The organism is Bradyrhizobium sp. RD5-C2, from assembly GCF_019972155.1.
Taxonomy (GTDB): domain Bacteria; phylum Pseudomonadota; class Alphaproteobacteria; order Rhizobiales; family Xanthobacteraceae; genus Bradyrhizobium.
The window spans coordinates 564167-590505 of record NZ_BOVL01000019.1 but is presented as its reverse complement, the minus strand read 5'-3'; the positions used below and the strand labels follow the sequence as shown (position 1 = coordinate 590505).

Here is a 26339-nt window from a genome sequence, read left to right as displayed (position 1 = left end):
CATGACTGGATTGCGCTCGAGCCACAAACTCACTGTCGTCCCTGCGAAAGCAGGGACCCATAACCACAGGGAGTGGTTTGAGGCACGATGGTTGAACGGGCGACGAGACGGATGGTGTCGATCGGATTCGGAAGCAGCTCCTGAACTGAGATCGCGCTCAACAACCGGGGCCGGTGGTTATGGGTCCCTGCTTTCGCAGGGACGACACCTATTGTGTGGCCGAGACCGTGGCTTCAGCTCACGTCTCCTCCGCCACCACCATGTAGTTCACGTCCATGTCGGACGAGACGCTCCATTTGTCGGCGAGCGGGTTGTAGACCACGCCGGCCTGTTCGGTGACGGTGAGATTGACGTCGCCGAGATAGCGTTCGAGCTCGGCGGGGGTGACGAACTTGCTCCACTCATGGGTACCGCGCGGCAGCCAGCGCAGCACGTATTCGGCACCGACGATCGCCAGCGCAAAGCTCTTCCAGTTGCGGTTCAAGGTCGAGACCACCATCAGCCCGCCGGGCTTGAGCATGACGGCGCAGCGCTTGATGAAGGCGCCGACGTCGACGACGTGCTCGACCACCTCCATCGCCAGCACGATGTCGAAGCGCTCGCGGACGTCCATGTCCTCGATCGTGGTGCAGCGGTAGTCGATCGACAGGTGCCCCTTGTCGGCGTGCAACTTCGCGGCTGCGATGTTGGTGGCGGACGGATCGATCCCGATCACCTGGGCGCCGAGCCGCGTGAACGGCTCGCACAAGAGGCCGGCGCCGCAGCCGATGTCGAGCAGGCGCAGGCCGGACAGGCAGCTCAGGCTCTTGGCGTTGCGCTCGAACTTGCGGCAGGCGGCGTCGCGGATATAGGTCAGGCGCAGCGGATTGATCTTGTGCAGCGGCGCCATCTTGCCGCGCGGATCCCACCATTCATCCGACAGTTTTGAGAATTTCGCGACCTCGGCCGGATCGACCGAGTGGGCGAAGGCATTGGCGGAGGAATTTGAAACAGTTGTTTGCGTAGTCATGATTGCGCGCGCCCCTATCGCGCGGTGATCGAATTGCGGAACGCCAGCGGCGAGGCGATGGTCTTGATGGTCTCGATGCCCTCGCCGACGCCGCGGATGGTGACGTCGCCATAATTGAGCAGGCGCCCCATGATGCTCTGGTTGACGTCGACGCTCTCGACCTTGTCGAGGCTCATCTCGAAGGTGCGCCGCTTGATGAAGCCGCTCTTGTGCACCACGCGGAAATTGGTGACGTCGGTTTCCGTGGTCCAGCGATGGAACCAGGCCGCGCCGGTCCAGTACAGCGCCGCGACCGCGACCACGGCGGCGGCCGCCAGGCAGGCCAGCACCAGGGCGTCGACCGTCGTCATCCGGGACAGGATCAGCAGCACCAGCACCACGATCCAGGCCGCGATCGCCGGCAGATAGAACATCCAGTGCGCATTGGTGGAATACAGCAGCTTCTCGCCGGGCTGCAGGATTTCGTCGATATAGCGTCCCATCCAATCCCGCCTTCGAATTACCCGCGAGTCACCCTTGCGCAACAGCCCGCCGGCAACCGGCAAAACACCCCCAAAAGACCTTCCGGGGACCCCTACCAACCGGCTTGCCCCCGGGCGCGGCGCTATGTATACGCGCCTTTCGGTGCCCGCGCTTGCGGTTTTCGGCGTGGGTTAACCTACTTATCCTCTTAAAGGAATAGACGCGTCGTCATGGGCCGCCTCGTGATGAAATTCGGCGGTACGTCCGTCGCCAATATCGATCGTATCCGCAACGTCGCCCAGCACGTGAAGCGCGAGGTCGACGCCGGCCACCAGGTCGCCGTCGTCGTCTCCGCGATGTCCGGCAAGACCAACGAACTGGTGGGCTGGTGCACCGAGGCCTCGCCGATGCACGACGCGCGCGAATATGACGCGGTGGTCGCCTCCGGCGAACAGGTCACCTCGGGCCTGCTTGCGATCGTGCTGCAGGGCATCGGCATCCAGGCGCGCTCCTGGCAGGGCTGGCAGATCCCGATCAAGACCTCAGACGCGCACGCTTCGGCGCGCATCCTCGATATCGACGGCAGCGAGATCATCGACCGCTTCAAGGAGCGCAAGGAAGTCGCTGTCATCGCCGGCTTCCAGGGCATCAATCCGCAGACCGGCCGCATCACCACGCTCGGCCGCGGCGGTTCGGACACCTCAGCGGTGGCGATCGCGGCTGCGCTGAAGGCCGACCGCTGCGACATCTACACCGACGTCGACGGCGTCTACACCACCGACCCGCGCGTGGTGCCGAAGGCGCGCCGGCTCGACAAGATCGCATTCGAGGACATGCTGGAGCTGGCCTCGCAGGGCGCCAAGGTGCTGCAGGTTCGCTCGGTGGAACTCGGCATGGTGCACAACATGCCGATCTTCGTGCGCTCCAGCTTCGACAAGCCAGAGGATATCGACCCGCACGCCAACCAGCCGCCGGGCACGCTGATCTGCAGCGAGGAGGAAATCATGGAAATGCACGTCGTCACCGGCATCGCCTTCTCCAAGGACGAAGCCCAGATTTCCGTGCGCCAGATCGAGGACAAGCCCGGCGTCGCCGCGGCGATCTTCGGGCCGCTCGCGGATGCCAACATCAACGTCGACATGATCGTGCAGAACGTGTCGGAGGACGGCAAGACCACCGACCTCACCTTCACCGTGCCGGCCACCGACTACAACCGCGCCAAGGACACCATCACCGCCGCCAAGGCCAAGATCGGCTACGTCAGGCTCGATACCGCGACCGACGTCGCCAAGGTCTCGGTGATCGGCAGCGGCATGCGCAGCCATGCCGGTGTCGCCGCGAAGGCGTTCAAGGCGCTGTCCGAGCGCAACATCAACATCCGCGCCATCACCACCTCCGAGATCAAGTTCTCGGTCCTGATCGACGCCGCCTACACCGAACTCGCGGTCCGCACACTGCACACGCTGTACGGGCTGGATCAGGCGTAGGACCTAGCTCCCGTCATTCCGGGGCGCGCCACTTGGCGCAAGCCCGGAATCCATTTCACCGTGGGGGCTGGGGCCCGATGGATTCCGGGCTCTCGCTTCGCGAGCCCCGGAATGACGGGTGGATAGACCCCGCCCCTCCCAGGGGAACAAGCCGTCCTCCGGTACCCACATCCCGGAGTTAGAATTTCTCTTAGCGGGCGCAGCATAGGGCTGACGCAGACGTTATTTGCTACTGGCAGGCGTTTTGCTTGGCAAAGCGAGCCTTGATTGGCTATACGGCCAGTCAGGTGGGCTGTCGCAAACTGTGGCACAGTTTGTGCGATCCCGAATCGGCGGGAACTGGCGCGAGCGGCGACGCCGAATGACTAAAATTGTTGTTTTTGACGAGTTTTGCGCCAACGGCCGTCCGGCCCGGTGCGCCGGCCTCGTGGGGAGGGACTGAAGCACATGCGGAGCGCGTCGGGAGGCCCCCGCGTCCTGTTGAGACGGCTCCGCGAAACCATGGCGGAGCAAGTCTCCGCCCAGGAACGCCTCGACAAGATCGTGGTGCTGATCGCGGCCAACATGGTGGCCGAGGTCTGCTCCTGCTACGTGCTGCGCATCGACAACACACTCGAGCTCTACGCCACCGAAGGTCTGAACCGCGACGCCGTGCACCGCACCGTGCTGAGCGCGCATGAGGGCCTGGTCGGCCTTGTCGCCAGCGAGGCGACGCCGCTCAATCTCTCCGACGCGCAAAGCCATCCCGCCTTCGCCTACCGCCCGGAAACCGGCGAAGAGATTTACCACTCGTTCCTCGGCGTGCCGATCCTGCGCGCGGGCAATACGCTCGGCGTGCTCGTGGTGCAGAACCGCGCCAAGCGCACCTATGTCGAGGAAGAGGTCGAGGCGCTGCAGACCACCGCTATGGTGCTGGCGGAGATGATCGCCTCGGGCGAGTTGGCCGCGCTGGCCCAGCCCGGCGCCGAGCCCGCCGCGCGGCACTCGCTGCACAAGACCGGCGCGGTGCTCTCCGACGGCATCGCGCTCGGCCATGTCGTGCTGCACGAGCCGCGCGTCGTCATCACCAACTACATCGCCGAGGACCTGCCGAAGGAGATCAAGCGGCTCGACACGGCGCTCGCCAATCTGCGCGCCGATCTCGACCGCATGCTGGAGCGCGGCGACGTCGCCGAGGGCGGCGAGCATCGCGAGGTGCTGGAAGCCTATCGCATGTTCGCCAACGACCAGGGCTGGTCGCACAAGCTGCATGAGGCGGTCGCCACCGGCCTCACCGCGGAAGCCGCGGTCGAACGCGTGCAGTCCGACACCCGCGCGCGCATGCTGCGCTCGACCGATCCTTACCTGCGCGACCGCCTGCACGATCTCGAGGATCTCGGCCATCGCCTGATGCGGCAACTGGTCGGCCAGGACCATGCGCCGACGCGCGAGCAGCTGCCCGACAACGCCATCCTGATCGCCCGCGCGATGGGCCCCGCGGCGCTGCTCGACTATGACCGCAAGCGGCTGCGCGGCCTGGTGCTGGAGGAAGGCACCGCGAATTCCCACGTCTCGATCGTGGCGCGCGCGCTCGGCATTCCCGCGGTCGGCGAGGTGCCCAACGCACCCGGCATCGCCGATCCGGGCGATGCCATCATCGTCGACGGCATTTCCGGCGAGATCTATGTCCGCCCCTCCGCCGAGATCGAATCCGCTTATGCCGAGCGCGTCCGGTTCCGGGCGCGGCGGCAGGCGCAATATTCGGCGCTGCGCGACAAGCCTTGCGTGACCAAGGACGGCCAGCCGATCGAGCTCCTGATCAATGCCGGCCTGACCATCGACCTGCCGCATATCGAGGACACCGGCAGCGCCGGCATCGGCCTGTTCCGTACCGAATTGCAGTTCATGGTGAGCCCGAGCCTGCCGCGTTCGAGCGACCAGCTCGCGCTGTACCGCACCGTGCTCGATGCCGCGGGCGCCAAGCCCGTCACCTTCCGCACGCTCGACATCGGCGGCGACAAGGCGTTGCCCTACATGGAGACCGTGGTCGAGGAAAATCCCGCGCTCGGCTGGCGCGCGATCCGGCTCGGCCTCGACCGCCCCGGCCTGCTGCGCGGCCAGATCCGCGCGCTGCTGCGCGCCGGCGGCGGCCGTGCCCTGAAGATCATGTTCCCGATGATCTCCGACATCACCGAGTTCGACCAGGCCAAGGCGATCGTCGAACGCGAGCTGACCTATCTGCGCCAGCACGGCCATTCGCTGCCCGAGCGGATCGATATCGGCACCATGGTCGAGGTACCGGCCCTGCTCTACCAGCTCGACGAGCTGCTGAAGAAGGTCGACTTCGTCTCGGTCGGCTCCAACGACCTGTTCCAGTTCCTGTTCGCGGTCGACCGCGGCAATGCCAAGGTCTCGGAACGTTTCGACACCCTGTCGGCGCCGATCCTGCGCGCGCTGCGCGACATCGTGCGCAAGGCCAACACCGCGAAGAAAGCCGCCTCGCTGTGCGGCGAGATGGCGTCGAAGCCGATCGGCGCGCTGGCGCTGATCGCGCTCGGCTATCGCTCGCTTTCACTATCGGCAACCGCCCACGGCCCCGTCAAGGCGCTGATCCTCGACCTCGACGCCAAGAAGGCCGAGGCGATGATCAATCCGCTGCTGGACGCGCCGGTCGGCAGCGTCTCGATCCGCGGGGCGCTGACGAAGTTTGCGGAAACCGAGGGGCTGGCCTTGTAGCGACGCTGCCGTCGCCGCTGCCACCCCCTCGCGCTTTCAGCAATTCGAGACTCCGCCATGCTACCCGAAGCCAAACTCGACGTCCTGCTCGCCCATCACGCCTCGCTCGAGGCCGAGTTGCTCGGCCAGGTCAACTCCGAGCGCTACGTCGCGATCACGCGCGAGCTCGCCGAGCTCAATCCGCTGATCGATGCCGTGAAGCTCTATCGCTCTGCACGGTCGGAGCTCACCGACACCGAGGCGTTGCTGGCCGATGCCGGGACCGATCCCGAGATGCGCAGCATGGCGGAAGCCGAGATGGAAACGCTGCAGGCGCGGATCGGCGATCTCGAGCAGAAGATCCGCGTCGCGCTATTGCCGAAGGACGCGATGGACGACCGCAACGTGGTGCTGGAAATCCGCGCCGGCACCGGCGGCGACGAGGCCTCGCTGTTCGCCGGCGACCTGTTCCGGATGTATGAGCGCTTCGCGGCCTTGCAGGGCTGGAAGGTCGAGGTGATCTCGGCGAGCGAAGGCACCGTCGGCGGCTTCAAGGAAATCATCGCCGAGGTGCAGGGCCGCGGCGCCTTCGCCAAGCTGAAATTCGAGTCCGGCGTGCACCGCGTGCAGCGCGTGCCCGACACCGAGACACAGGGCCGGATCCACACCTCGGCCGCCACGGTTGCCGTGCTGCCCGAGGTCGAGGACGTCGACGTCGACATCAAGGATACGGACTTGCGGATCGAGACCATGCGCGCCGGCGGCGCCGGCGGTCAGCACGTCAACAAGACCGAGTCCGCGATCCGCATCACCCACCTGCCGACCGGCATCGTGGTGATGATGCAGGACAGTCGCTCGCAGCACAAAAACCGGGCGTCGGCGATGAACATCCTCCGCTCGCGCATCTATGACGCCGAGCGCCAGCGGGTCGACGCCGCACGCTCCGCCGACCGCAAGGAAAAGGTCGGCTCCGGCGACCGCTCGGAGCGCATCCGCACCTACAATTTCCCGCAAGGACGCGTCACCGACCACCGCATCAACCTGACGCTCTACAAGCTGCCGCAGGTGATCGCGGGCGAGGCGCTGGGCGAATTGATCGACGCGCTGACCACCGAGCACCAGGCCGCGCAGCTCGCGGCGCAGGGCGCGGCGGCATAACAACGCGATCTATCGCTGGCGCATGATCTCTTCGGAGAACCGCTGCGCACCTTTCCGGATCATGCGCTACTTCTTCTGCGACTGCCTGAAGTGGCGCAGGATCTTGCCGAGCGCCGGGCCGGCCGTGGTCAGTTCCTCCAGGTGAATCTTCGACAGCGCCTGTAGCTTGCGCTCGCCCTGCGCGGTCAAGGTCACCAGCACGCGCCGGCCGTCGGCGGCATCGACCGCCCGGGTCAGTAGCCCGAGTTTCGTCATCCGGTTGACCAGCTCGACCGCGGTGTGGTGGCGGATCAGCAGATAGCGTGCGAGATCGCCGACGGTGGTCGGCTCCTCGCCGGAAAATCCCTTGATGGCGAGCAGCGCCTGGTGCTGCTGCGGTGTCAACCCGGCCTGCTGGGCCGCCTCCTCGCTGAACGCGAGAAAGCTGCGCAGCTGGTAGCGGAACCGCGCCAGCGCCGCGTAATCGACCGTCGCGCCCGCCGCCTTGCGTTTGGTGGTTCCGACTGCCGTTGGTCGCTGCTTGGCCTGAGGCATTCCGTCGTCCCGCTGCTGGCGCGCTCCGCCTGATGGGAGGAGCCGGACGACGCTACCAAGCCCGCGCCGGACGGACCATCCTACCGGCGGGCTTTGCACGCATGTTTTCAACGGTTTGACGATCGCGCGGCGCGGCGCGGGACGAGATTACGGTTGCGGCCAGTGATCGTAGCTCGAACTCAATATCTTCAGGAGGACGATCTGGAAGGCGACCGGAATCCGCGGGCTGCGGCGGCGGATCGACTTCTCCAGCGCCTCGGTGATCTCGCTCTTGGTGAGATCGCCGGCCGAGGCTCGCTCGACCAGACTGCCCCAGACTTCGGACAGCGATTTGCCGGTATGGTGCGGTGCCGGGATCAAGATCCCGCGCGACGCCGCCCAATCGATGATCTCGCGCATGGTCTGCCGCCCGCAATTTCGCGCGGTCGCCAGATGGCGCGCCGTGAGCAGGCGCAGCAGGTCGTCGGATGGTGTCCAGCCGAGCTTCGGCGGCAGTTCGTCGGTCAGCTCGACCGACAGCTCCTTCAGCACGTTCATCGCGCGGATGCTCAGGCCGCTCGATGGCTCGGCGCCGCCGTCCTCGGTCCCGGCGTGCTCTGCGGCATTTCCGGCGCGATTTGAAGGCTCCTGGATCATCGCCCCCTCACTTACAGGACCCGCACCCGGGCGGTAAACCCTCGATATATCGTAGATCGACATTAATTCTATCGCAGACCGATATGATTCGACGAAAGGTGACATTGACTAAATATCCCGGTGGGGAATTGTAGCTGCGACAGGCTGCTGCATCGCAGCCGGCGCATCCAGCCGCCGATCGATCCGATCCGGCGACGAGTGAACATGCGCGCCAACAATCAATTTAATCGGAGGATATCGAGCGATGAGCACCAAGGATTTTCGCCCGGGCAGCACATTGAACGTCTCGCGTCGCACCCTGCTGCAGGCCGGCGCAGGCCTGATCGGCGGCACCGTGCTGCCGGCCTCGATCACGTCCCGGGCATTCGCCGAGGACCATCCGGCGATCGGCACCTTTCCCGCCGGCACGTCGGGCTCCTCGGCCTTCATCGGCATCTCGGTGCCGCGCACCGGCACCTATGCGGTGCAGGGTGAGGATGAGCTGAAGGGCTATCAGCTCGCAATCGAGCACATCAACAGCGGCCACGACCTGATCAAGAAGATCTCGCCGAAGACTTCAAAGGGCGTGCTCGGCAAGGAGCTGAAGTTCGGCGTCGCGGATTCCGCGGCAAAGCCGAACGAGGCGGTGCAGGCGCAGCAGCGCTTCATCTCGGAGAACAAGGCGGTGATGATCACCGGCGGCACCTCGAGTGCGGTCGCGGTCGCGCTGAACAAGCTGGCGCAGCGCGAGAAGGTGATCTTCGTCTGCGGCATCTCCGGCTCCAACGACACCACCGGCAAGGATTGCGTGCGTTACGGCTTCCGCCAGAACTTCTTCGGCCAGACCGCCGCAGCTGCAATCGCGCCGGTGCTGATCAAGCAGTTCGGCAAGGACAAGAAGGCCGCGTATCTGACGCCCGACTACACCTACGGCCACACCGTCACCAAGTCGATGCAGGACTTCCTCGCCCAGGCGGGCTGGACCACGGTCACCAACCAGGTGTCGCCGCTCGGCGCGCCGGATTACTCGTCGTACCTGCTCAATGTCGCGAATTCCGGCGCCGACGTGCTGATCAACGTCAACTGGGGTCACGACGCCGTGCTGTCGACGCAGCAGGCCAAGCAGTTCGGCGTGCTCGACAAGATGAAGCTCGTGGTGCCCTACCAGGTGCCGTTCATCGCGCGCGAGACCGGCGGCCTGATGCAGGGCGTCTACGCCGCGACCGACTACTGGTGGACCATCGAGGACAAGTATCCCCTGGCCAAGATGTTCAACGAAACCTTCGAGAAGAGGTTCGGTTACAAGCCCGAATGGGGCGCCGAGAACGCCTATGTCAGCTTCGCGCACTGGGCCCGCATGGTCGAAGAAGCCGGCAGCTTCTATCCGCCCGACGTCATCAAGGCCTACGAGAAGGGCGAGACCATCCCCTCGCTGGTCGGCGACGTGCATTATCGCCCCGAGGATCACCAATGCGTCCGCCCTGTCATCATCGTCCGCGGCAAGATGGAAAAGGAGATGAAGAACAAGGAGGACTATTACGAGGTGGTCGAGATCGTCCCCGGCGACGGTCTGATGCAGAAGCCGGATGCGTTCGGCTGCCATCTCGGCGACTACACCTGATTAACGTGGGAAGACTCGGCGCCGTGGGCGGGGCGACCCGACCCGCGGCGCCGCTTTGTGTCGGAACGCATCCTTCATTGACCGGGCCAACCGAACGCACGCCATGATCAACTGGCCAAATTTCGTCTCACAACTTTTCAACGGGCTGGCGCTCGGCGCGCTGCTCGCGCTGATCAGCTCCGGGCTGACGATCATCTACGGCACGCTCGGGGTGCTTAACCTCGCCCACGGCGCCATGTTCATGATCGGCGGCTACGCCGGATATGTGGCCTATTCCTACACCGGATCGTTCATTCTCGCGGTCATCGCCGGATCGCTGTTCGTGATGCTGCTCGGGGTTGCGATGGAGCGGATCATCATCCGTCACTTCTACCATCGCCCGCATGAGGACCAACTCCTGGTCACGTTCGGGCTCGGCATCTGCTTCGTCGAGATCGTGCGGCTGATCTTCACCAGCCAGTCGCAGGTGGTACCGCCGCCGGCGCTGCTGCAGGGCATCACCTCGCTCGGCTTCCTGTTCTATCCGACCTACCGGCTCGCCGTGGTCGGCATCGTCGCGGTCGCGCTCGGCGCATTGTTCCTGATCCTCTACCGCACGCGGCTCGGGATGATCGTGCGCGCCGGCATCGAGGATTCGGTGATGGTCGATTCGCTCGGCATCAACGTCTACCGCGTCTTCATGATCGTGTTCGGCATCGGCGCGATGGCCGCGGGCTTCGCCGGCATCATCAATGCGCCGGTGGTGTCGCTGACCCCGGGTGTCGGCGACGACATTCTGGTGGAGACTTTCGTGGTGGTGGTGATCGGCGGCGTCGGCTCGTTTCCAGGCGCGATCCTCGGCGGACTGATCGCCGGCGAGATCATCAGCGTCACCTCGATGTTCAACCCCGGTTACGCCTACGTCATGCTGTTTGCGGCGATGACGCTCGTGCTCGTGCTCCGACCGCACGGCCTGCTCGGCACGCAGGGCCGCGAATGACGACGGATAATCAATGCTGAAACAGCGCCCATATTTGATCGAGTTCCTGACGGCCGCGGGCCTGATCGTCGCGCCGTTCGTGCTGCCGTGGCTCGGCTTCGCACCCAACACGGTGAACCGGATCCTGGTCTGGGGCCTGTTCGGCCTCGGCTTCGACATCCTGTTCGGCTTCACCGGCTTGCTGTCGTTCGGCCAGTCGGCCTTTTACGGCACCGGCGGCTTCGTCGCCGCCTGGCTGCTGACCCGCGCCGGCTTCCCCTACGTCGTGCTGGCGCTCGTGATCGGCATGATCGCGGCCGCCGCCACCGGCTACCTGATCGGCCTGATCGCGCTGCGCCGCACCGGCATCTACTTCGCGATGATCACGGTCGCGATCGCCGAAGTGTTCTTCTTCGTCGAGTTCAATCCGCTGTCGGACTTCACCGGCGGCGAGAACGGACTGCCGGGCGTGCCGACACCGAGCTTCAATCTCGGCTTCACCACGCTGCACTTCACCACCGGCTGGTCGCTCTACCAGTTCCTGGCGCTGTGCTACTTCATCGGCGTCGTGATCGCGTTGCGCATCGTGCGCTCACCGGTCGGCGCCGTGTTCAGCGCGATCCGGGACAATCCGCTGCGCGCGACCGCGGTCGGCCACAACATCCACGGCTACAAGCTGACCGCCTTCGTGATCGCAGCCGCCTATGCCGGCTTTGCCGGCGGGCTCCTGGGCGTGCTGCAGGCCTTCATGCCGCCCGACGCATTCACCTTCGACACGTCGGGCCAGCTCGTGATGCAGACCGCGATCGGCGGCCGCGGCACGCTGTTCGGGCCACTGGTTGGCGCCGCGGTGTGGCTGTCGTTGCAGGACTTCCTGCAGGCGGCGCTCGGGCTTGGTGCTGCCTGGAAGCTCGTGCTCGGCCTCGTGTTCGTGCTGCTGGTGTGCTTCCTGCGCCGCGGCATCATCGGCGGCCTCGCCGATCTCTACGGCCTGCTGACCGGACAGCACGGCGCCCGCGAGCCGGACGAGAGCGAGCCGGAGGTCGCGGCCGCCGCAAGCGAGCCACACGCCGCGGTCGCCGCTGCGCCGACGCCTCCGCGGCCCCGCCCCGCGGGCAGCCCGACCGGACCGATCCTCCAGGCCAAGGGCCTGACCAAGCGCTATGGCGGCCTGCTCGCCAACAGCGACATCGACTTCACGGTCAATCACGGCGAGCTGCGCGGCATCATCGGCCCCAACGGCGCCGGCAAGTCGACCTTCTTCAAGATGCTGACCTGCGAGGTGCACCCGACCTCGGGCACCATCGTGTTCGAGGGCCGCGACATCACCGGCATGAACGTCACCGACGTCTGCCAGCTCGGCCTGACCAAGAGCTATCAGGTCAACCAGCTGTTCGCCGGGCTCACGGTGCGCGAGAACCTGGTGATCGCAGCGCTATCGGGGCTTCGCGGCAAGTTCAAGCTCGACCTGTTCCGCAGCATCGACAGCATCCCCGGACTATCCGAGCGCGTGCAGCACACGCTCGAGCTGGTCAACCTGACCTCGCGGCCCGACACGCCCGTCTCCGAGCTCGCCTATGGCGAGAAGCGGCGGCTGGAGATTGGGCTGGCGCTGGCGACGTCGCCGAGCCTCTTGCTGCTCGACGAGCCGCTGGCCGGCATGAGCCCGCGCGAACGCGTCGAGACCGTGAAGCTGTTGAAGTCGATCAGCCAGGGCCGCACCATGATCATCATCGATCACGACATGGATGCGCTGTTCGAGCTCGCCGAGCGCGTCACCGTGCTGCAGGAGGGCCGGGTGCTGGTCGAGGGGACGCCGGAAGAGATCAAGAACAATTCGACCGTCCAGGAAGCCTATCTTGGCGGCGTGCATGGAGTGCTCGCCGCATGAGCCTGCTCGAAGTCAACGGACTGAACAGCTATTACGGCGACTCGCACATCCTGTTCGACGTCTCGATCCGGGTCGAGCGCAACGAGGTGGTGGCGCTGCTCGGCCGCAACGGCGCCGGCAAGAGCACGACGCTCAAGAGCCTGATGGGCGTGGTCACCCCGCGCCGCGGCTCGGTGATGTTCGACGGCGCCGAGATTGCAGGCAAGAAGAGCCACAAGATCGCGCAGGCCGGCATGCAGCTGGTCCATGAGGAGCGCCGCATCTTCGGTAGCCTGAGCGTCGAGGAGAACCTCGTGATCGCCGGCCTGACCGCCTCGCAGCGCTGGCCGCTCGACCGCATCTACGAGATGTTCCCGCGGCTGCGGGAACGGCGCGGCAATCGCGGCACGGACCTGTCGGGCGGCGAGCAGCAGATGCTGGCGATCGCGCGCGCTCTGGTGCGCGATCCCAAGATCATCCTGCTCGACGAGCCGTTCGAGGGACTGGCGCCGGTGATCGTGCGCGACCTGATGAAGGCGTGCCGCGATCTGGCCGAGGCCGGACAGACCATCGTGCTGGTGGAGCAGAACCTCGCCGCGACGCTCGCGCTGGCGCAGCGCATCTACATCATCAATAACGGTCACATCGTCCATGAAGGGCCGGCGCAGGAGATCAAGGCCCAGCCCGACGTCCTGCAGCGCTATCTCGGGGTGTAGCCGCGCAATTCAGCCTGCCAGCGCCGCGATCATGCGCCTGGCGTGATCGGCGAGCACATCCATGTCCTCCTTGCGGGTCTGCGCCGGCAGCAGCGCGACGCCGGCCTTCACCGGCATCACATGCATGTGCAGGTGAAACACCACCTGACCGCTGGCGGGCTCGCTGAACTGCTGGATGATGATGCCGTCGGCGGAGAACGCCTTCATCGCAGCGATCGCGATGCGCTTGGCCGTCCGCGCCACCGCGGCAAGGTCTTCCTCGGCGATGTCGAGGATGCCGCGCGCGGGCGCCTTCGGAATCACCAGCGTGTGCCCCGGCGAGCGCGGCATGATGTCGAGGAACGCAAAGGTCCGGTCGGTCTCATAAACCTTGAAGCTCGGCACCTCGCCGCGCAGGATCCTGGCGAAGATGTTCTGGTCGTCGTAGCCCGTCATGGTCGCGCGTTCCGGATCGATAATCTGCGGCTTCGACCGTGCGCGCCGGCCGCCGAGGGCGCAAGCGATATCGACGCCGCATCGACCATCGGCTAACAACGCGCGATGAGCGCATCAGCTGAAAATGGCCAGACCGTCGAAGGTGCACGGCGCACACTCGCCGCGCGCCTCAAGGCGGCAGGCCACGACGCCGCCGAGCTCGACGCGCGGCTATTGACCGGTGCCGCGCTGGGGCTCGATCTGACCGGCATGGTGACCGGTGCCATGCGCATCGTGACGAAGCACGAAGCGGATCGCCTCGAAGACCTGGCGCGGCGCCGCCTCGCCGGCGAACCGGTCGCGCGCATTCTCGGCATCAAGGAGTTTTGGGGACTGCCCCTGCATCTGACGGCTGCGACGCTGGTGCCGCGCCCCGACACCGAGACCGTGGTCGAGCGCGCACTCGAACTGCTGCGGGCCGACGGTGCGGCCGCCCGCGCGTTGCGGATCGCCGATCTCGGGACCGGCTCCGGCGCGATCCTGCTGGCGCTGCTCTCGGAACTGCCCCAGGCGCATGGCTTCGCCACCGACATCTCGGCGGAGGCGCTGCACACGGCAAGCCGGAACGCGGCCGAGCTCGGGCTCGGCCAGCGCGCGACATGGATCGCGTGCGACTATGGCATCGCGCTGACCGGCGCGTTCGACCTGATCGTGTCCAATCCACCCTACATCCCCTCGGCCGACATCGCCGGCCTCGACATCGAGGTGCGCGCGCATGATCCGCGCGCGGCGCTCGACGGCGGGGCCGACGGGCTCGACGCCTACCGCGCCCTGATTTCGCAATCTGCGGGTCTTTTGACCTCAGGTGGATTTCTGGTTGTGGAAGTCGGACTGGGCCAGAGCGGCGACGTTGAAGCGCTGATGACGGCTTCGGGGTTATCCCCAACGGGACCACCGAAAGCCGATCTCGGGGGCATCCCGAGGGCGGTTTCCGCCCGCCGGGTGCCCCGATAAAGTCCTATTGGAACGAAAAAAAACCTCTTGGAATATCCCCCGGGAACGACTACGTTCCGGCCACAACATCGGTGCTGGCCCCGTAACCGTTACGGGTGATGACCAGGGCTCAGCAGAGCCCGCCGATCGAAAGGTTCCAGGAACGCAGGTCTCATTGAGCGCAATAGCCGAAGCTGTGCCGCTCTCGACCGCCAAGCGAACGAAAGCCTGTTATTGCGCTTGAAGACTTACGCACGAGAGCTGGGCCTGTCTCAACGGGCGGAATGATTTGGTCGCTGGCGCGTTTGGCCGGCGGCGGTTGGGGAACGCGTCTTTGCTGAACGCGACTTTGCTGAACGTGATGGTCGGCAACATCGAAACCACTTCGAACGGCAGTGCGATTCCGTGTGCCTTGGCGCGCGCCGAATCGAACGCTGGACTGCAATAGCTTCAACACCGGACTGCAATAACTTCAGGGCTGGAATAAAAGGCGACAGATGAGAAACGGTCAGAACAACAAGCGGATGCGCAACCGGAACAACAACAATAACAACAACAATAATAATAACCGGCGCGGCCAGAATCCCCTGACACGGGTGTACGAATCAAACGGACCCGACATCAAGATCCGCGGCACGGCCTCCCACGTGGCCGAGAAATACGTCCAGCTTGCGCGGGATGCACGCTCCTCCGGCGATCCAGTGGCAGCCGAAAACTACTACCAGCACGCCGAGCACTACTACCGGATCATCGCGACCGCGCAGGAGCAGTTCCGGCAGAATCAGCAGCAGCCGCGCCCCGACGCCGAGGTGACGCAGACCGAAGACGGCGACGACGACAGCGACGGCTATTCGAGCTTCGGCCAGGAGCCGGGCTTCGTGCCGCAGCAGCAACAGCCCTTCGTGCGCGACAACGGCCAGCAGCCCTACCAGCAGCAACCGCGCGAGCATCGCGAGCGTGACCAGCAGCCGCGCGAGCAGCAGCCGCGTGAGCACCGCGAACGCGAGCATCGTCCGCAGCCGCAGTATCAGCCGCAACCGCAAATCCAGCCGCAGCCGGTGCTGGCCGATGCCGGCGGGGTCGATCGCCTGCCCTCGTTCATCACCGGCGGCGCGCAGCCGCAGGTCAACGGCGGCACCTATGAAGCCAACAATGGCGGCGCAGAACGCGGCGAACGCAGCGAGCGCTTTCCGCGCCGCCGCCGCCGTCCGCACGGCCCGCGCTCGGACATCGCGGCGCAGCCGGCGCCGAGCGACGACTTCAATCCGGGCAACGAGTAACGCAACTGTGCGGCCACCCTCCCTCTCCAGGGGAGGGTGCGTCTTCATCATTCCGCGTGACTGGATTTGCGCGTCGCCGTCGAGGACGGCACCAGCACCGGGCGCAATGACGGGATCAGCTGCGTGCGTTCGCGGCGCGCCGGGATCGCGCGATAGACCTGCTTGCTCGCTTCCACGATATGCACGCCGGCGAACGGCATCGACAGCGCTGCGCCGAGACGCTCCCACGCCATCGCCGAGCGCAAGAACCAGCTGCCCTGCACCGGCGGCATGAACAGCGCTTCGCCCCATGACGCCGGCGTGAACCAGGTCTGCCGCAACAGCTGGGTGATCTGCGCCCGCGAATAGGGACGGCCGTGGCCGAACGGCGTGGCATCGGTGCGTGTCCAGACGCCGCGCCTGTTCGGGATGATCGCGATCAGCCGCCCCGACGGCGACAGCACCCGCCATACCTCGCGCAGCAGCCGCTCCGGATCGTCAGACATCTCCAACGCATGCACCAGCAGCACGCGGTCGACCGCGGCATCCGGCAGCGGCATCGAGAATTCGTCGATCAGGGTCGCCAGCGCCGGCCGGCCGGTCGGCCATTTCAGCACGCCCTGGGCCGCCGGCATGAAGGCGATGCAGCGCTCGGAGGTATCACGGAACAGACCGAGATAGGGTGTCGGATAGCCGAGCCCGAGCACGCGCTGGCCTTCCGCGTTCGGCCACCGCGCACGGATGCCGCGGTTGATCAGCTGCCGCGCCACGATGCCGAGGCGCTGCGAATAGAAGTCGCGGAGGTCGATGACGTCCATGGTCCCAGCCTAACATGCCCCTTGCAGCCGGGGAGCGCCGAAATTTGCGTTGCCGCCGGAGCGTTAACGCCATATTTCACCCCTATATTGGGCGCGGTAAGAGCATGATCCGGAAGCGGCGACACCGGTTGTTCGAAAAGATCATGCTCTGACGTGTCCGTCCCGTTTGTTCGTGGAGATATCATGACCGCCGAAATTCGCACCTTCAGCTGCCTCACCGACAATTTCGGATACCTGATCCACGATCCGGCCACCAAGGCGACGGCATCGATCGACGCGCCGGAAGCCGGCCCGATCATCAAGGCGCTGGAGCGCGAAGGCTGGACACTGACCGACATCCTGATCACCCATCACCATGGCGACCATGTCGGCGGCGTCGCCGAGCTGAAGCAGAAATACGGCTGCCGCGTCGTCGCGCCGCACGACCAGTCGGCCAAGATCGCCAATGTCGATCTGCGCGCCGCCAATGCCGACGTCATCAAGGTCGGCAGCCTCTTGGCCCGTGTGGTTGAAACTCCCGGCCATACGCTCGACCACATCTCCTATGTGTTCGACGGCGAGAAGGCGGTGTTCGCCGCCGACACGCTGTTCTCGATCGGATGCGGCCGGGTGTTCGAAGGCACCTATCCCATGATGTGGGATTCGCTGCTGAAGCTGCGTTCGCTGCCGGACGATTTCCGTCTGTATTGCGGCCATGAATACACCGCATCGAACGTGAAGTTCGCGCTCACCATCGAGCCCGACAATCCGGCGCTGCAGGCGCGCGCCGAGGAAGTCACGAAACTGCGCGCCGAGAACAAGCCGACGATCCCCGTGCTGCTGGGCGACGAGAAGAAGGCCAACGTGTTCCTGCGCGCCGACGAGCCTGTTGTCGCGGCCAAGCTGCACATGAAGGGCGCCGATCCGGCACTGGTGTTCGGCGAGCTCCGCGAGCGCAAGAACAAGTCGTGATGGCCGGCCTCTCGGCTGCCGACATCATCGCGCGGCTTGAGCTAAAGCCGCATCCCGAAGGCGGGCACTATCGCGAAACATTTCGCGACCAACGCTGCGACGCCGGTGGACGCGCGCATTCGACCGCGATCTATTTCCTGCTCGCGCGCGGCGAGCGCTCGCACTGGCACCGCATCGACGCGGTGGAGATGTGGCACTATTACGCCGGCGCGCCGCTGACGCTGAAGATTGCGCAGGACGGCGCGCCGCAGCATACCATCACGCTCGGACCTGACGTCGCGCATGGCGAGCAGCCCCAGGCGATCGTGCCGGCGGCCGCCTGGCAGGCTGCTGAAAGCAGCGGCGACTGGACGCTGGTCGGCTGCACCGTCGCGCCGGGCTTCGAGTTCGCGAAGTTCGAGCTGGCGCCGAAGGGCTGGGAGCCGGCCTAATTTGTCATTCCAGGGCGCGCGTAGCGCGCCCGGAATGACGACGGATAGGATGTCATCGCTTCAACACCATATCCTTCGCCGCGATCAGCCCACCGCCGGCGATCAGGATCGCGGCGATGGCGATGTTGGCGCTGGGCTTGGCAAAACCCGCGGCGATCAGGAACGCGGTCGAGAGCAGCGGCGTGGCGTAGGATGCGGCGCCGAGCACGCGGATGTCGCCGCGCTTCATGCCGATGTCCCAGGCAAAGAACGCAGCGCCCACCGGGCCGATGCCGAGCGCGATCACCGCGAGCCATTGCAGCGGTGTCGCGGGCCACACCGTGGTTTCGACCAGCATGTGCACCAGCGCGGCAAGCACGGCGGTGGCCAGGCAGAAGCCCGCCACCGCATCTGTCGGCACCGCCTTGAGCCGGCGCGACATCACCGAATAGGCGGCCCAGACGAACGCCGCGACGAAGGCCGCCGCGAAGCCTGGAATCTGCGCTCTTGTGAAGGCGCCGGTGTTGCCGGCGAACAATAACACGGTGCCGGCAAGGCCAAGCAGCGCGCCGATGATGTGATGGATCGCCAGCCGCTCGCCCGGCAACAGCGACGAGAACAGCACGATCAACAGCGGCCAGAGATAGTTGAGCAGGCCGGCTTCGGCCGGCGGCGCGAAGCGCAGGGCCAGGAAATACAGCGCGTGATAACCGAACAGGCCACCGACGCCGACGAGCCAGGCAACCGGCGACTGCTTCAATGCGCCGAACGCCGCGGGGCGGAACAGGAAGCTTGCGAACGCAACCGCGGCGCCGATCGCAAACGTCATCGCGGCGAGCTGAAACGCCGGGATCGCCCCGGTCGCGACCGTCATGACCGACAGCAGCGACCACATCAGGATGGCGGTCAATCCGACAAGGGTGGCAGTTCGGGTCGTCATCTGAATTCAATCCGTCGCGGCCGGGCCGGCCACGTCTTGGCTTCGCGCCTCGCGGTTGTAACGACGAAAATGCCCGGCACAAGGCCGGGCATCACGACTTCGTTGATCGAGCGCCTGCGACGCGACGACGCTTCTCGCGTCAGGCGTGATACTGGCCGCCGTTGATGGTCAGCGTCGAGCCGGTGATGAAGCCGGCGTCGTCGGCGGCTAGGAAGACCACGGCCCGCGCGATCTCCTCGGGCTCGCCGAGCCGGTTGACCGGAATCTGCGGAATCACGTTCTTCTCGAGCACGTCCTTCGGCACCGCCTGCACCATTTCGGTGTTGATGTAGCCCGGGCAGATCACGTTGACGGTGATGCCGCCCTTGGCGTTCTCCAGCGCGAGCGCCTTGGTGAAGCCGATGTCGCCGGCCTTCGCCGCCGAGTAGTTGACCTGGCCGAACTGGCCCTTCTGGCCGTTGATCGAGGAGATCGAGATGACGCGGCCGAACTTGCGGGCGCGCATGCCCTCGATTACCGGGCGCGTCATGTTGAACAGCGAGCCGAGATTGGTGTTGATCACGGCAGTCCACTGCTCCAGCGTCATCTTGTGGAATGCGGTGTCCTTGGTGATACCGGCATTGTTGACGAGCACGTCGACCGGGCCGAGATCGGCCTCGACCTGCTTCACGCCGGCCGCGCAGGCGTCGAACGACGCGACGTCCCACTTGTAGACCGGGATGCCGCTCTCCGCCTTGAACTTCTCCGCCGCGGCGTCATTGCCGGCGTAGCTTGCCGCCACCTTGTAGCCCGCCGCTTTCAGCGCCTTGCTGATCGCAGCTCCAATGCCCCGCGTTCCGCCCGTCACCAATGCAACACGTGCCATATCCGTCTCCTCCTTGGCCGTCTTTTATAACCGGATCACTCCGGTCCTCGCACTCACAACACCTCAAAACAAAAATGCCCGGCGCAAAGCCGGGCATCTTTTCTATCAGTTCGCGCCGTGGTTGACAGATGATCTTTTCATCACCTAACCGACCTCGCTGCCTCTTGTTCAGTCGCGTGCAACGCACATAGCGATGCCCATGCCGCCGCCGATGCACAGCGTCGCGAGGCCCTTCTTGGCATCGCGCTTCTGCATCTCGTGCAGCAGCGTCACAAGGACGCGGGCGCCCGACGCGCCGACCGGATGGCCGATCGCAATCGCGCCGCCGTTGACGTTGACCTTGGCCGGATCCCAGCCGAGGTCCTTGTTGACGGCACAGGCCTGCGCGGCGAACGCCTCGTTGGCCTCGATCAGGTCGAGATCGGCGATGTTCCAGCCGGCCCTCTTCAGCGCGGCGCGCGAGGCGGGGATCGGACCGGTGCCCATGATCTTGGGGTCGACGCCAGCCTGGCCCCACGACACGATGCGGGCGAGCACCTTCTTGCCCTGCTTGGCGGCTTCCTTGGCGGTCATCAGCACGACGGCGGCGGCGCCGTCATTGATGCCCGAGGCGTTGCCGGCGGTCACGGTGCCGTCCTTCTCGAACGCGGCGCGGAGCTTGGCCATCGCATCGATCGTGGCGCCATGACGAGGATACTCGTCGGCGTCGACCACGATATCGCCCTTGCGGGATTTGATGGTGACCGGGACGATCTCGTCCTTGAACCTGCCGGCCTTCTGCGCCGCCTCGGCCTTGTTCTGCGAACCGACCGCGAACTCGTCCTGCTGCGAGCGGGTGATCTGGTACTGCTTGGCGACGTTCTCGGCGGTGTTGCCCATGTGGTAGCCGTTGAAGGCATCCCACAGGCCGTCCTTGATCATGGTGTCGATCAGCTCGAGGCCGCCCATCTTGACGCCGCCGCGCAGATATTGCGCATGCGGGGCCATGCTCATCGATTCCTGGCCGCCCGCGACCACGATCGAGGAATCGCCGTTGAGCAGCGCCTGGTAGCCGAGCGCCACCGTGCGCAGGCCCGAGCCGCAGAGCTGGTTGACGCCCCAGGCCGGGCTTTCCACCGGAATGCCGGCCGCGATCGAGGCCTGGCGAGCTGGGTTCTGGCCCTGCGCCGCAGTGAGGATCTGGCCCATGATGACTTCGGAGACCTGACCACCCTCGACGCCGGCACGCTCCAGCGCCGCCTTGATGGCGATCGCGCCGAGGTCGTGGGCCGGTGTGGTGGCAAACGCGCCGTTGAAGCTGCCGACGGGGGTGCGGGCGGCGCTGACGATGACGACATCGTCTGACATGGACATCTCCTATGGGTTGTAGCTGGGTTTCTCGACGGCGGGCGGCCGGTTTGGCGGGCCTGTCTCTTGACGGCCATCCTGTAAACCTCGTCGAGACATGTCAATCGAACTGTCGCGCAAAACACGCCGCGACGCACTCAAAATGGCGCTCTTGGCACATTCCTGAGCAAATCCTATGCTTTGGAATTAACCGCAAAGCACAAAACGGTAGCCGAAGCGCTTTGAAAATGCTTACCTTTGCTGCGATGCGTTGCATTTAGCCCAGCGGCGATGCTGCCGGGTTCCAGGTCCTTCGGTGTTGAAGTGTGAGCCCATGGCAAAATCTGAACAACCGACCACGATCAAGAAATACGCGAACCGGCGGCTCTATAATACCGGTACGAGCACCTATGTGACGCTCGAGGATCTCGCGGCGATGGTGAAGGAAGGCGAGGATTTCCTCGTCTATGACGCCAAGACCGGCGACGACATCACCCGCTCCGTGCTCGCGCAAATCATCTTCGAGCAGGAAAACAAGGCCGGGCAGAACCTGCTGCCGACCACCTTCCTGCGCCAGCTGATCCGCTTCTATGGCGACAGCATGCAGATGGTGGTGCCGAAATATCTCGAGCAGTCGATCGATACGCTGACCCGGGAACAGGAGAAATTCCGCAAGCAGATCGCGGGCGCCCTGAGCGGGACGCCGTTTGCGCCCCTGGAAGAACAGGTCCGCCGCAACATGGAGCTGTTCCAGCAGACCTTCTCGATGTTCAAGCCGTTCGTACCGCAGCGCGGCGGCACTGAGGCCGAGAAGGTGCCGGAGCCCGCGGCCGACGACGGCAACATCGACGACCTTCGCCGCCAGATGAAGGACATGCAGGAACGCCTCGAGCGCATGTCGCAGCCGGCGAAGAAGGACGAGTAGGTCTCGTCGAGGTCTTCTTGCAGGTCTTCTGGCCGATCGGCCGGACCGCCATCACTTCGAGAATGCTGACGGCGGCACCTTTGGCCGGCGTCAGGTGCCGCCGAACATGCTCTTGCGGACGATCGCGTGTACGCCCCAATTGCCGTCGGCAACCTGCGTGACGCCGAAATCGACGCCGAGCGAGATCAGCGCCAATGCCTCGTCCTCGCTGAGGCGATAACACTCCATCAGGAATTTGCGCGTCGCCCGGAACGCATTGCGCAGCGCGAGATCGACCGACGAGCGCTGGTAGATCTCCGACTGCGCGTTGCGGCCGAGCTCGCGGAGATAATTGCCGTAACTGAAGCCGTGCAGGATCCACGCCTCCGGCGTTTCCAAGAGCGGATGCGCAAGCCCCTCGACATGGGGCTTGGCTTCCTCGCCGCTCTTGTGTACGATGAAGCGAAACTGGCCGGTGAGCGATAGTTCGAGCGCGGTGCCGTTGACCTCGCCGTCGCCTTGCGCGAAATGCGGATCGCCGATCGAGAACAATGCGCCGGGCACTGCGACCGGCAGATAGAGCGTGGTGCCCTTGGTGGCGCGCCAATTGTCGACATTGCCGCCGAAATAACCCGGCGGAATCGAATCGATGATGTCGGATTCGCGCGGCGCCACCGCCATGAAACCGAAATGCAATCGCGCCGGAATCCGCACGCCGGCGAGCACACCGGGTTGCTTCTCGACGGTGGCGTGATCGACCGGCACGCCCGGATAATCCATCGTCTCGTGGCGCACGCCGAACGGATCGGTCTGCGGCGTCCAGCGATAGGAATAGACCGCCTCGGCCCATTCCGCGCGCGCATCCGTCTCGAAGATCGTGATGGTCTCGCGCTTGGCCGGCGACTCGATCAGATCGTTGTACTGAAAGCCCCACCAGGCCGCGGCATTGCTGCCGAACGACTTGCCGGCGAAGGCCGGATTGGCCGAGGCCCGTGGCCAGATATCGAGGATCTGCACCTCGAGCACATCGCCCGGCTCCGCGCCGCAGACATGGATCGGGCCGGTGCAGATATGCACGCCGAACCCTTCGCCGGCGCCACGGCCGAAGATCGAACCGTCCATCGGGCCCGCGCCCCGCCGTTCGACCGACTTGCCCTCGGCGGTCCAGTGAAACACGCTCTCCGCGCCCGGATCGCCCTTGATCATGCGCTCGTAGTCATCGAAGGCGTGCTGGGTCAGCGTCTCGATCGTCACCAGCGCGCCCGACTGCACGCTCATGACCGGCGGAATGGCGCGGCTGAGATAGCCCCAATGGGCGGTCTCGCGGGACACCTTGAGATGGTGATGCGACGCGCCCCGCCCTTCCGGCGTCGTCATGGGCGGGTCAACCGGCAAGGCTGGCTCATGCTGCGAGATGACCTCGCGCGCCGCTGGGCTCGGCGCGAGCCGGAGCAGCGTTGCGGTGCCGCGCGCCAGCCGCGGCCGGCCGCGGGTCCGCTCGCTTTCCACATCGCGCGGCACGGCCTTGCGGAAGTCGCGCGGCGAGGTGCCATAGGCCGCGCTGAACATGCGGCTGAAATGCGCTTGATCGGTGAAGCCCCAGCGGTAGCTGATCTCGGCGATGCGCTGGTCGGCATAGTTCGGATCGATCAGATCGTTGCAGCAGCGTTCCAGCCGTCGCTCGCGCACATAGGCCGAGAATGTCGTGCTCTGCCGCTCGAACAGCCGTTGCAGATAGCGTTGCGAAAGCCCTTCCTGGCGCGCGATGTCGGCGATGGTGAGACTTGCATTGCCGAGTTGGGCTTCGATCGCGGCATCGACCCGCCTTAAGTGGCCGGCCTGGACTTGCGTCATCGTCTCGGCGTCGAGCCGGGTCTCGCCGAGCAGCGCACCGGCGACGAGCTCGGTGATCGCGACCTCGGCGGTGGCGAGATCGGCCTTGTCCAGGATCGCGAAATTGCCGCCCAAGGTCCGCATCACCGGACGGGCGGACGCGGCGGCAATCGTCGCGCCGAGCACGGCCGGCAAACGCAGGCGATTATGGCCGAGCCGGCCGAGCAACCGCTCGCGTGGCAGTTCGAGCAGCACGATCTCGAAATCCTCGCGCAAGGTCATGCGCCACGGCGATTGCAGATCGCACACCGCAATGTCGTTGTCGGCGAACTCGCAACTGCGTTGGCCGGACGAAATGCTGCCGCGGCCGTAAGCGTGGAAGATGATGGCGACCCGCGCCGGAAGTGCAGGCGATGCCGCATGACCATTGCAGATGATCTGCTGCTCGGTGGAACGCAGCAGCGCAAGCTGCCCGCCGCTCGTCGAGTGCTTCGCGGTCAACTCGCCGAACTGGAACTGGCCGGCCTCCGGCAATTCGCAATCGAGCTGCAATCCGGCCAGCGCCTCGCGCCAAGCCTCCCGCCGGTTTTGCCGCGGGATCGCATCGACCGAAACCCGATAGGTCGTCGCGACCATCACCCCTCCAGGCCGACGCTCCGCAACCTTCAAGTCACAGAGCCGTGAAGGCAGCGTGCACCGATTGCAGGGAGGCGGCAAGCATGTTGCAGCGGCACGGATTGCCCAGCCTGCGTGCAATGCACGGGCGCAGCCGCTCTCGCGCGGCACGCGGTCTCCCGCGAACGCAGTGCAACTTGATCGAATGCGCCCAAATTCTTGACCGTAGCGGCCATGCCGCGATGCGAAGGCCGCCGCAGCGGACGCTCTGCACGCCTTTGCACATGCTTTCGCGTTGCGAGGAGCACAAGCGCGGCTACAAATTATTGGGCGCGCCCGGTCATGTCGGAGCAGCGCGGCTCCATGCACTCTCACCCGCACTTCGATCCAAGGGAAAGCAGAGGGAGAGCTCAGGATGTGCGCAGGTGACGACAAGAACTGCCCGGACTTTGAATTGCATCATCGCCAGTTCAAGGAGACGCTCGACCGGGAACGCCGCTCGTTCCTGCGCTCGAGCTTCGCGGCGGCGGGCGGCGCCGCGGCGATGACCGCGGGCGGCATCTCGCTGGTGACGCCGAAGATGGCGGCCGCGGCCGAGAAGCATCAGCCGGCGCAGCGCGCCTATCACCATTTGCCGGCGAATGCCGACACCGTGCATTGGGGCTATTTCAGCAAGACGCTGAAGCCACGGGTCGAGATCAATTCCGGCGACTTCATCACGATCGAGGCGCTGACGCACCACGCCAATGACGATGCCGAGCGCATGGTGAAGGGCGATCCCGGCGTCGAGAGCGTGTATCTCTGGACCAAGGAGAAGAAGGGCGTGAACCGGCGCGGCGCCGGCCCGATGGATGCTTCGCTGTTCGGACGCGGTGCGGGCGAAGGCCTCGGCGTGCACATCTGCACCGGGCCGGTGTTCGTGCGCGGCGCCGAGGAAGGCGACGTGCTCGAGCTGCGCATCATCGACGTGGCGCCGCGGCCCTGTGCCAACCCGAAATATTCCGGCAAGGCGTTCGGCAGCAACGCTGCGGCGTCGTGGGGCTTCCACTACAAGGATCTGCTCACCGAGCCGAAGCCGCGCGAGGTCGTCACCATCTACGAGGTCGATGCCACAGGCGAACGCAACTGGGCGCGCGCCGTCTACAACTTCACCTGGACGCCGCAGACCGATCCGTCCGGCGTGGTGCACAAGACCATCGATTATCCCGGCGTGCCGGTCGATCATTCGACGGTCAAGGAGAACCACGGCATCCTGAAGAACGTGCGCATCCCGGTGCGTCCGCATTTCGGCGTGATCGGGCTCGCGCCCAAGGAGGCCGAGTTCGTCGATTCGATCCCGCCGAGCTACACCGGCGGCAACATCGACAATTGGCGGATCGGCAAGGGCGCCACGATGTATTATCCGGTCGCGGTCGAGGGCGGGCTGCTGTCGATCGGCGATTCCCACGCCTCGCAGGGCGATTCCGAACTGTGCGGCACGGCGATCGAATGCTCGCTCAACGGCACCTTCCAGATCATCCTGCACAAGAAGGCGGATCTCGGCGGCACCGCGCTGGAAGCGCTCGACTATCCGATGCTGGAGACCCAGGACGAATGGCTGGTGCACGGCTTCAGCTTCGCCAATTATCTCAGCGAGCTCGGCACCAGTGCGCAGACCGAGATCTACAAGAAGTCCTCGGTCGACCTCGCTCTGCGCGATGCGTTCCGCAAGATGCGCAAGTTCCTGATGACGACGAAGAAGCTGACCGAGGACGAAGCGATCTCGCTGATCTCGCTCGGCGTCGATTTCGGCGTCACCCAGGTGGTCGACGGCAATTGGGGCGTCCATGCGGTGATCCGCAAGGACATCTTCGCCGGCGGCGACAGCTGACGAAGTGAAATTCTGGA

At 65.4% G+C, this 26339-nt stretch carries 23 protein-coding genes; 13 read left to right on the top strand and 10 right to left on the bottom strand.

The window, feature by feature from the left end; translation table 11 throughout:
- Nucleotides 1-238: 238 nt before the first annotated feature.
- Complete coding sequence (gene ubiG / locus BraRD5C2_RS23820; RefSeq protein WP_223972069.1) at nt 239-1009, bottom strand: bifunctional 2-polyprenyl-6-hydroxyphenol methylase/3-demethylubiquinol 3-O-methyltransferase UbiG; 771 nt, start codon at nt 1007-1009, stop codon at nt 239-241.
- 14 nt (nt 1010-1023) lie between these two features.
- The gene (locus BraRD5C2_RS23815; RefSeq protein WP_223972065.1) at nt 1024-1491 is read right to left on the bottom strand and encodes a PH domain-containing protein; all 468 of its coding nucleotides are present in this window, start codon (nt 1489-1491) and stop codon (nt 1024-1026) included.
- 210 nt (nt 1492-1701) lie between these two features.
- Between BraRD5C2_RS23815 and BraRD5C2_RS23810 the strand changes: the two genes are divergently transcribed.
- The 3 genes from BraRD5C2_RS23810 (at nt 1702) to prfA (ending at nt 6810) form a co-directional block, all read left to right on the top strand.
- Nucleotides 1702-2958, top strand: a complete 1257-nt coding sequence (locus tag BraRD5C2_RS23810) for an aspartate kinase (protein ID WP_223972062.1) — start codon at nt 1702-1704, stop codon at nt 2956-2958.
- Nucleotides 2959-3405: 447 nt separating this feature from the next.
- The gene (gene ptsP, locus BraRD5C2_RS23805; protein ID WP_223972060.1) at nt 3406-5673 is read left to right on the top strand and encodes a phosphoenolpyruvate--protein phosphotransferase; all 2268 of its coding nucleotides are present in this window, start codon (nt 3406-3408) and stop codon (nt 5671-5673) included.
- A 57-nt stretch (nt 5674-5730) separates the two neighbouring features.
- A complete protein-coding gene (gene prfA, locus BraRD5C2_RS23800) occupies nt 5731-6810 on the top strand; it encodes a peptide chain release factor 1 (RefSeq protein WP_223972058.1) in 1080 nt (359 codons plus the stop codon).
- 66 nt (nt 6811-6876) lie between these two features.
- On the opposite strand, the gene BraRD5C2_RS23795 is transcribed toward prfA, so the two are convergent.
- Both BraRD5C2_RS23795 and BraRD5C2_RS23790 read right to left on the bottom strand, forming a co-directional pair.
- The gene (locus BraRD5C2_RS23795; RefSeq protein WP_223972056.1) at nt 6877-7344 is read right to left on the bottom strand and encodes a MarR family winged helix-turn-helix transcriptional regulator; all 468 of its coding nucleotides are present in this window, start codon (nt 7342-7344) and stop codon (nt 6877-6879) included.
- 147 nt (nt 7345-7491) lie between these two features.
- A complete protein-coding gene (locus BraRD5C2_RS23790) occupies nt 7492-7980 on the bottom strand; it encodes a hypothetical protein (protein WP_223972054.1) in 489 nt (162 codons plus the stop codon).
- A gap of 244 nt (nt 7981-8224) precedes the next feature.
- On the opposite strand from BraRD5C2_RS23790, the gene BraRD5C2_RS23785 reads away from it, so the two are divergent.
- From BraRD5C2_RS23785 to BraRD5C2_RS23770, 4 genes are all read left to right on the top strand, one after another.
- The gene (locus BraRD5C2_RS23785) at nt 8225-9580 is read left to right on the top strand and encodes a substrate-binding protein (RefSeq protein WP_223972052.1); all 1356 of its coding nucleotides are present in this window, start codon (nt 8225-8227) and stop codon (nt 9578-9580) included.
- A gap of 103 nt (nt 9581-9683) precedes the next feature.
- The gene (locus BraRD5C2_RS23780; protein ID WP_223972050.1) at nt 9684-10559 is read left to right on the top strand and encodes a branched-chain amino acid ABC transporter permease; all 876 of its coding nucleotides are present in this window, start codon (nt 9684-9686) and stop codon (nt 10557-10559) included.
- Between the two features lie 13 nt (nt 10560-10572).
- Complete coding sequence (locus BraRD5C2_RS23775) at nt 10573-12429, top strand: branched-chain amino acid ABC transporter ATP-binding protein/permease (RefSeq protein ID WP_223972048.1); 1857 nt, start codon at nt 10573-10575, stop codon at nt 12427-12429.
- Nucleotides 12426-13124: an ABC transporter ATP-binding protein gene (locus BraRD5C2_RS23770; protein WP_097671118.1), complete on the top strand. Its 699-nt coding sequence runs from the start codon at nt 12426-12428 to the stop codon at nt 13122-13124. Before BraRD5C2_RS23775 ends, BraRD5C2_RS23770 begins: the two co-directional genes overlap by 4 nt.
- 9 nt (nt 13125-13133) lie before the next feature.
- On the opposite strand, the gene BraRD5C2_RS23765 is transcribed toward BraRD5C2_RS23770, so the two are convergent.
- On the bottom strand, nt 13134-13559 hold the full coding sequence (locus BraRD5C2_RS23765) for an HIT family protein (RefSeq protein WP_223972046.1): 426 nt from the start codon (nt 13557-13559) through the stop codon (nt 13134-13136).
- A gap of 105 nt (nt 13560-13664) precedes the next feature.
- Here BraRD5C2_RS23765 and prmC point away from each other — a divergent pair, with 105 nt between their 5' ends.
- Both prmC and BraRD5C2_RS23755 read left to right on the top strand, forming a co-directional pair.
- Nucleotides 13665-14552 carry a peptide chain release factor N(5)-glutamine methyltransferase gene (gene prmC / locus BraRD5C2_RS23760; protein ID WP_223972044.1) on the top strand — a complete coding sequence of 296 codons (888 nt, stop codon included), beginning with the start codon at nt 13665-13667 and terminating at the stop codon, nt 14550-14552.
- Nucleotides 14553-15028: 476 nt separating this feature from the next.
- Complete coding sequence (locus tag BraRD5C2_RS23755; protein ID WP_223972041.1) at nt 15029-15811, top strand: DUF4167 domain-containing protein; 783 nt, start codon at nt 15029-15031, stop codon at nt 15809-15811.
- 47 nt (nt 15812-15858) lie between these two features.
- On the opposite strand, the gene BraRD5C2_RS23750 is transcribed toward BraRD5C2_RS23755, so the two are convergent.
- The gene (locus tag BraRD5C2_RS23750) at nt 15859-16608 is read right to left on the bottom strand and encodes a class I SAM-dependent methyltransferase (protein ID WP_223972039.1); all 750 of its coding nucleotides are present in this window, start codon (nt 16606-16608) and stop codon (nt 15859-15861) included.
- A gap of 183 nt (nt 16609-16791) precedes the next feature.
- Between BraRD5C2_RS23750 and gloB the strand changes: the two genes are divergently transcribed.
- Together gloB and BraRD5C2_RS23740 are read left to right on the top strand one after the other, a co-directional pair.
- Complete coding sequence (gloB, locus tag BraRD5C2_RS23745) at nt 16792-17559, top strand: hydroxyacylglutathione hydrolase (RefSeq protein ID WP_223972036.1); 768 nt, start codon at nt 16792-16794, stop codon at nt 17557-17559.
- Nucleotides 17559-17990, top strand: a complete 432-nt coding sequence (locus BraRD5C2_RS23740; RefSeq protein WP_223972034.1) for a cupin domain-containing protein — start codon at nt 17559-17561, stop codon at nt 17988-17990. The genes gloB and BraRD5C2_RS23740 overlap by 1 nt, the downstream gene beginning before the upstream one ends.
- Nucleotides 17991-18042: 52 nt before the next feature.
- Here BraRD5C2_RS23740 and yddG read toward each other — a convergent pair whose 3' ends face one another.
- The 3 genes from yddG to BraRD5C2_RS23725 form a co-directional block, all read right to left on the bottom strand.
- Nucleotides 18043-18909: an aromatic amino acid exporter YddG gene (gene yddG / locus BraRD5C2_RS23735; RefSeq protein WP_223972032.1), complete on the bottom strand. Its 867-nt coding sequence runs from the start codon at nt 18907-18909 to the stop codon at nt 18043-18045.
- Nucleotides 18910-19048: 139 nt separating this feature from the next.
- Nucleotides 19049-19774 (bottom strand): acetoacetyl-CoA reductase, encoded by a 726-nt coding sequence (gene phbB, locus BraRD5C2_RS23730; protein WP_223972029.1) that lies wholly within the window; start codon nt 19772-19774, stop codon nt 19049-19051.
- A 168-nt stretch (nt 19775-19942) separates the two neighbouring features.
- Nucleotides 19943-21121 carry an acetyl-CoA C-acetyltransferase gene (locus BraRD5C2_RS23725; protein ID WP_223972027.1) on the bottom strand — a complete coding sequence of 393 codons (1179 nt, stop codon included), beginning with the start codon at nt 21119-21121 and terminating at the stop codon, nt 19943-19945.
- Nucleotides 21122-21434: 313 nt separating this feature from the next.
- Here BraRD5C2_RS23725 and phaR point away from each other — a divergent pair, with 313 nt between their 5' ends.
- Nucleotides 21435-22025, top strand: coding sequence for a polyhydroxyalkanoate synthesis repressor PhaR (gene phaR / locus BraRD5C2_RS23720; RefSeq protein WP_223972025.1), 591 nt, complete (start codon nt 21435-21437; stop codon nt 22023-22025).
- Nucleotides 22026-22115: 90 nt separating this feature from the next.
- Here the strand turns inward: phaR and BraRD5C2_RS23715 are convergent, their stop codons facing one another.
- The gene (locus BraRD5C2_RS23715) at nt 22116-24473 is read right to left on the bottom strand and encodes an acetamidase/formamidase family protein (RefSeq protein ID WP_223972022.1); all 2358 of its coding nucleotides are present in this window, start codon (nt 24471-24473) and stop codon (nt 22116-22118) included.
- Nucleotides 24474-24867: 394 nt separating this feature from the next.
- On the opposite strand from BraRD5C2_RS23715, the gene BraRD5C2_RS23710 reads away from it, so the two are divergent.
- Complete coding sequence (locus tag BraRD5C2_RS23710; RefSeq protein ID WP_223972019.1) at nt 24868-26322, top strand: acetamidase/formamidase family protein; 1455 nt, start codon at nt 24868-24870, stop codon at nt 26320-26322.
- Nucleotides 26323-26339 lie beyond the last annotated feature (17 nt).

Coding starts and splice junctions, on each gene's coding strand:
- phaR (WP_223972025.1), top strand. CDS start 21,435: ATGGCAAAATCTGAACAACCGACCACGATCAAGAAATACGCGAACCGG.
- phbB (WP_223972029.1), bottom strand. CDS start 19,774: ATGGCACGTGTTGCATTGGTGACGGGCGGAACGCGGGGCATTGGAGCT.
- BraRD5C2_RS23780 (WP_223972050.1), top strand. CDS start 9,684: ATGATCAACTGGCCAAATTTCGTCTCACAACTTTTCAACGGGCTGGCG.
- BraRD5C2_RS23715 (WP_223972022.1), bottom strand. CDS start 24,473: ATGGTCGCGACGACCTATCGGGTTTCGGTCGATGCGATCCCGCGGCAA.
- ubiG (WP_223972069.1), bottom strand. CDS start 1,009: ATGACTACGCAAACAACTGTTTCAAATTCCTCCGCCAATGCCTTCGCC.
- BraRD5C2_RS23790 (WP_223972054.1), bottom strand. CDS start 7,980: ATGATCCAGGAGCCTTCAAATCGCGCCGGAAATGCCGCAGAGCACGCC.
- BraRD5C2_RS23815 (WP_223972065.1), bottom strand. CDS start 1,491: ATGGGACGCTATATCGACGAAATCCTGCAGCCCGGCGAGAAGCTGCTG.
- BraRD5C2_RS23740 (WP_223972034.1), top strand. CDS start 17,559: ATGGCCGGCCTCTCGGCTGCCGACATCATCGCGCGGCTTGAGCTAAAG.
- BraRD5C2_RS23725 (WP_223972027.1), bottom strand. CDS start 21,121: ATGTCAGACGATGTCGTCATCGTCAGCGCCGCCCGCACCCCCGTCGGC.
- BraRD5C2_RS23755 (WP_223972041.1), top strand. CDS start 15,029: ATGAGAAACGGTCAGAACAACAAGCGGATGCGCAACCGGAACAACAAC.
- ptsP (WP_223972060.1), top strand. CDS start 3,406: ATGCGGAGCGCGTCGGGAGGCCCCCGCGTCCTGTTGAGACGGCTCCGC.
- prfA (WP_223972058.1), top strand. CDS start 5,731: ATGCTACCCGAAGCCAAACTCGACGTCCTGCTCGCCCATCACGCCTCG.
- BraRD5C2_RS23750 (WP_223972039.1), bottom strand. CDS start 16,608: ATGGACGTCATCGACCTCCGCGACTTCTATTCGCAGCGCCTCGGCATC.
- BraRD5C2_RS23765 (WP_223972046.1), bottom strand. CDS start 13,559: ATGACGGGCTACGACGACCAGAACATCTTCGCCAGGATCCTGCGCGGC.
- BraRD5C2_RS23775 (WP_223972048.1), top strand. CDS start 10,573: ATGCTGAAACAGCGCCCATATTTGATCGAGTTCCTGACGGCCGCGGGC.
- gloB (WP_223972036.1), top strand. CDS start 16,792: ATGACCGCCGAAATTCGCACCTTCAGCTGCCTCACCGACAATTTCGGA.
- BraRD5C2_RS23795 (WP_223972056.1), bottom strand. CDS start 7,344: ATGCCTCAGGCCAAGCAGCGACCAACGGCAGTCGGAACCACCAAACGC.
- prmC (WP_223972044.1), top strand. CDS start 13,665: ATGAGCGCATCAGCTGAAAATGGCCAGACCGTCGAAGGTGCACGGCGC.
- BraRD5C2_RS23785 (WP_223972052.1), top strand. CDS start 8,225: ATGAGCACCAAGGATTTTCGCCCGGGCAGCACATTGAACGTCTCGCGT.
- yddG (WP_223972032.1), bottom strand. CDS start 18,909: ATGACGACCCGAACTGCCACCCTTGTCGGATTGACCGCCATCCTGATG.
- BraRD5C2_RS23810 (WP_223972062.1), top strand. CDS start 1,702: ATGGGCCGCCTCGTGATGAAATTCGGCGGTACGTCCGTCGCCAATATC.
- BraRD5C2_RS23710 (WP_223972019.1), top strand. CDS start 24,868: ATGTGCGCAGGTGACGACAAGAACTGCCCGGACTTTGAATTGCATCAT.
- BraRD5C2_RS23770 (WP_097671118.1), top strand. CDS start 12,426: ATGAGCCTGCTCGAAGTCAACGGACTGAACAGCTATTACGGCGACTCG.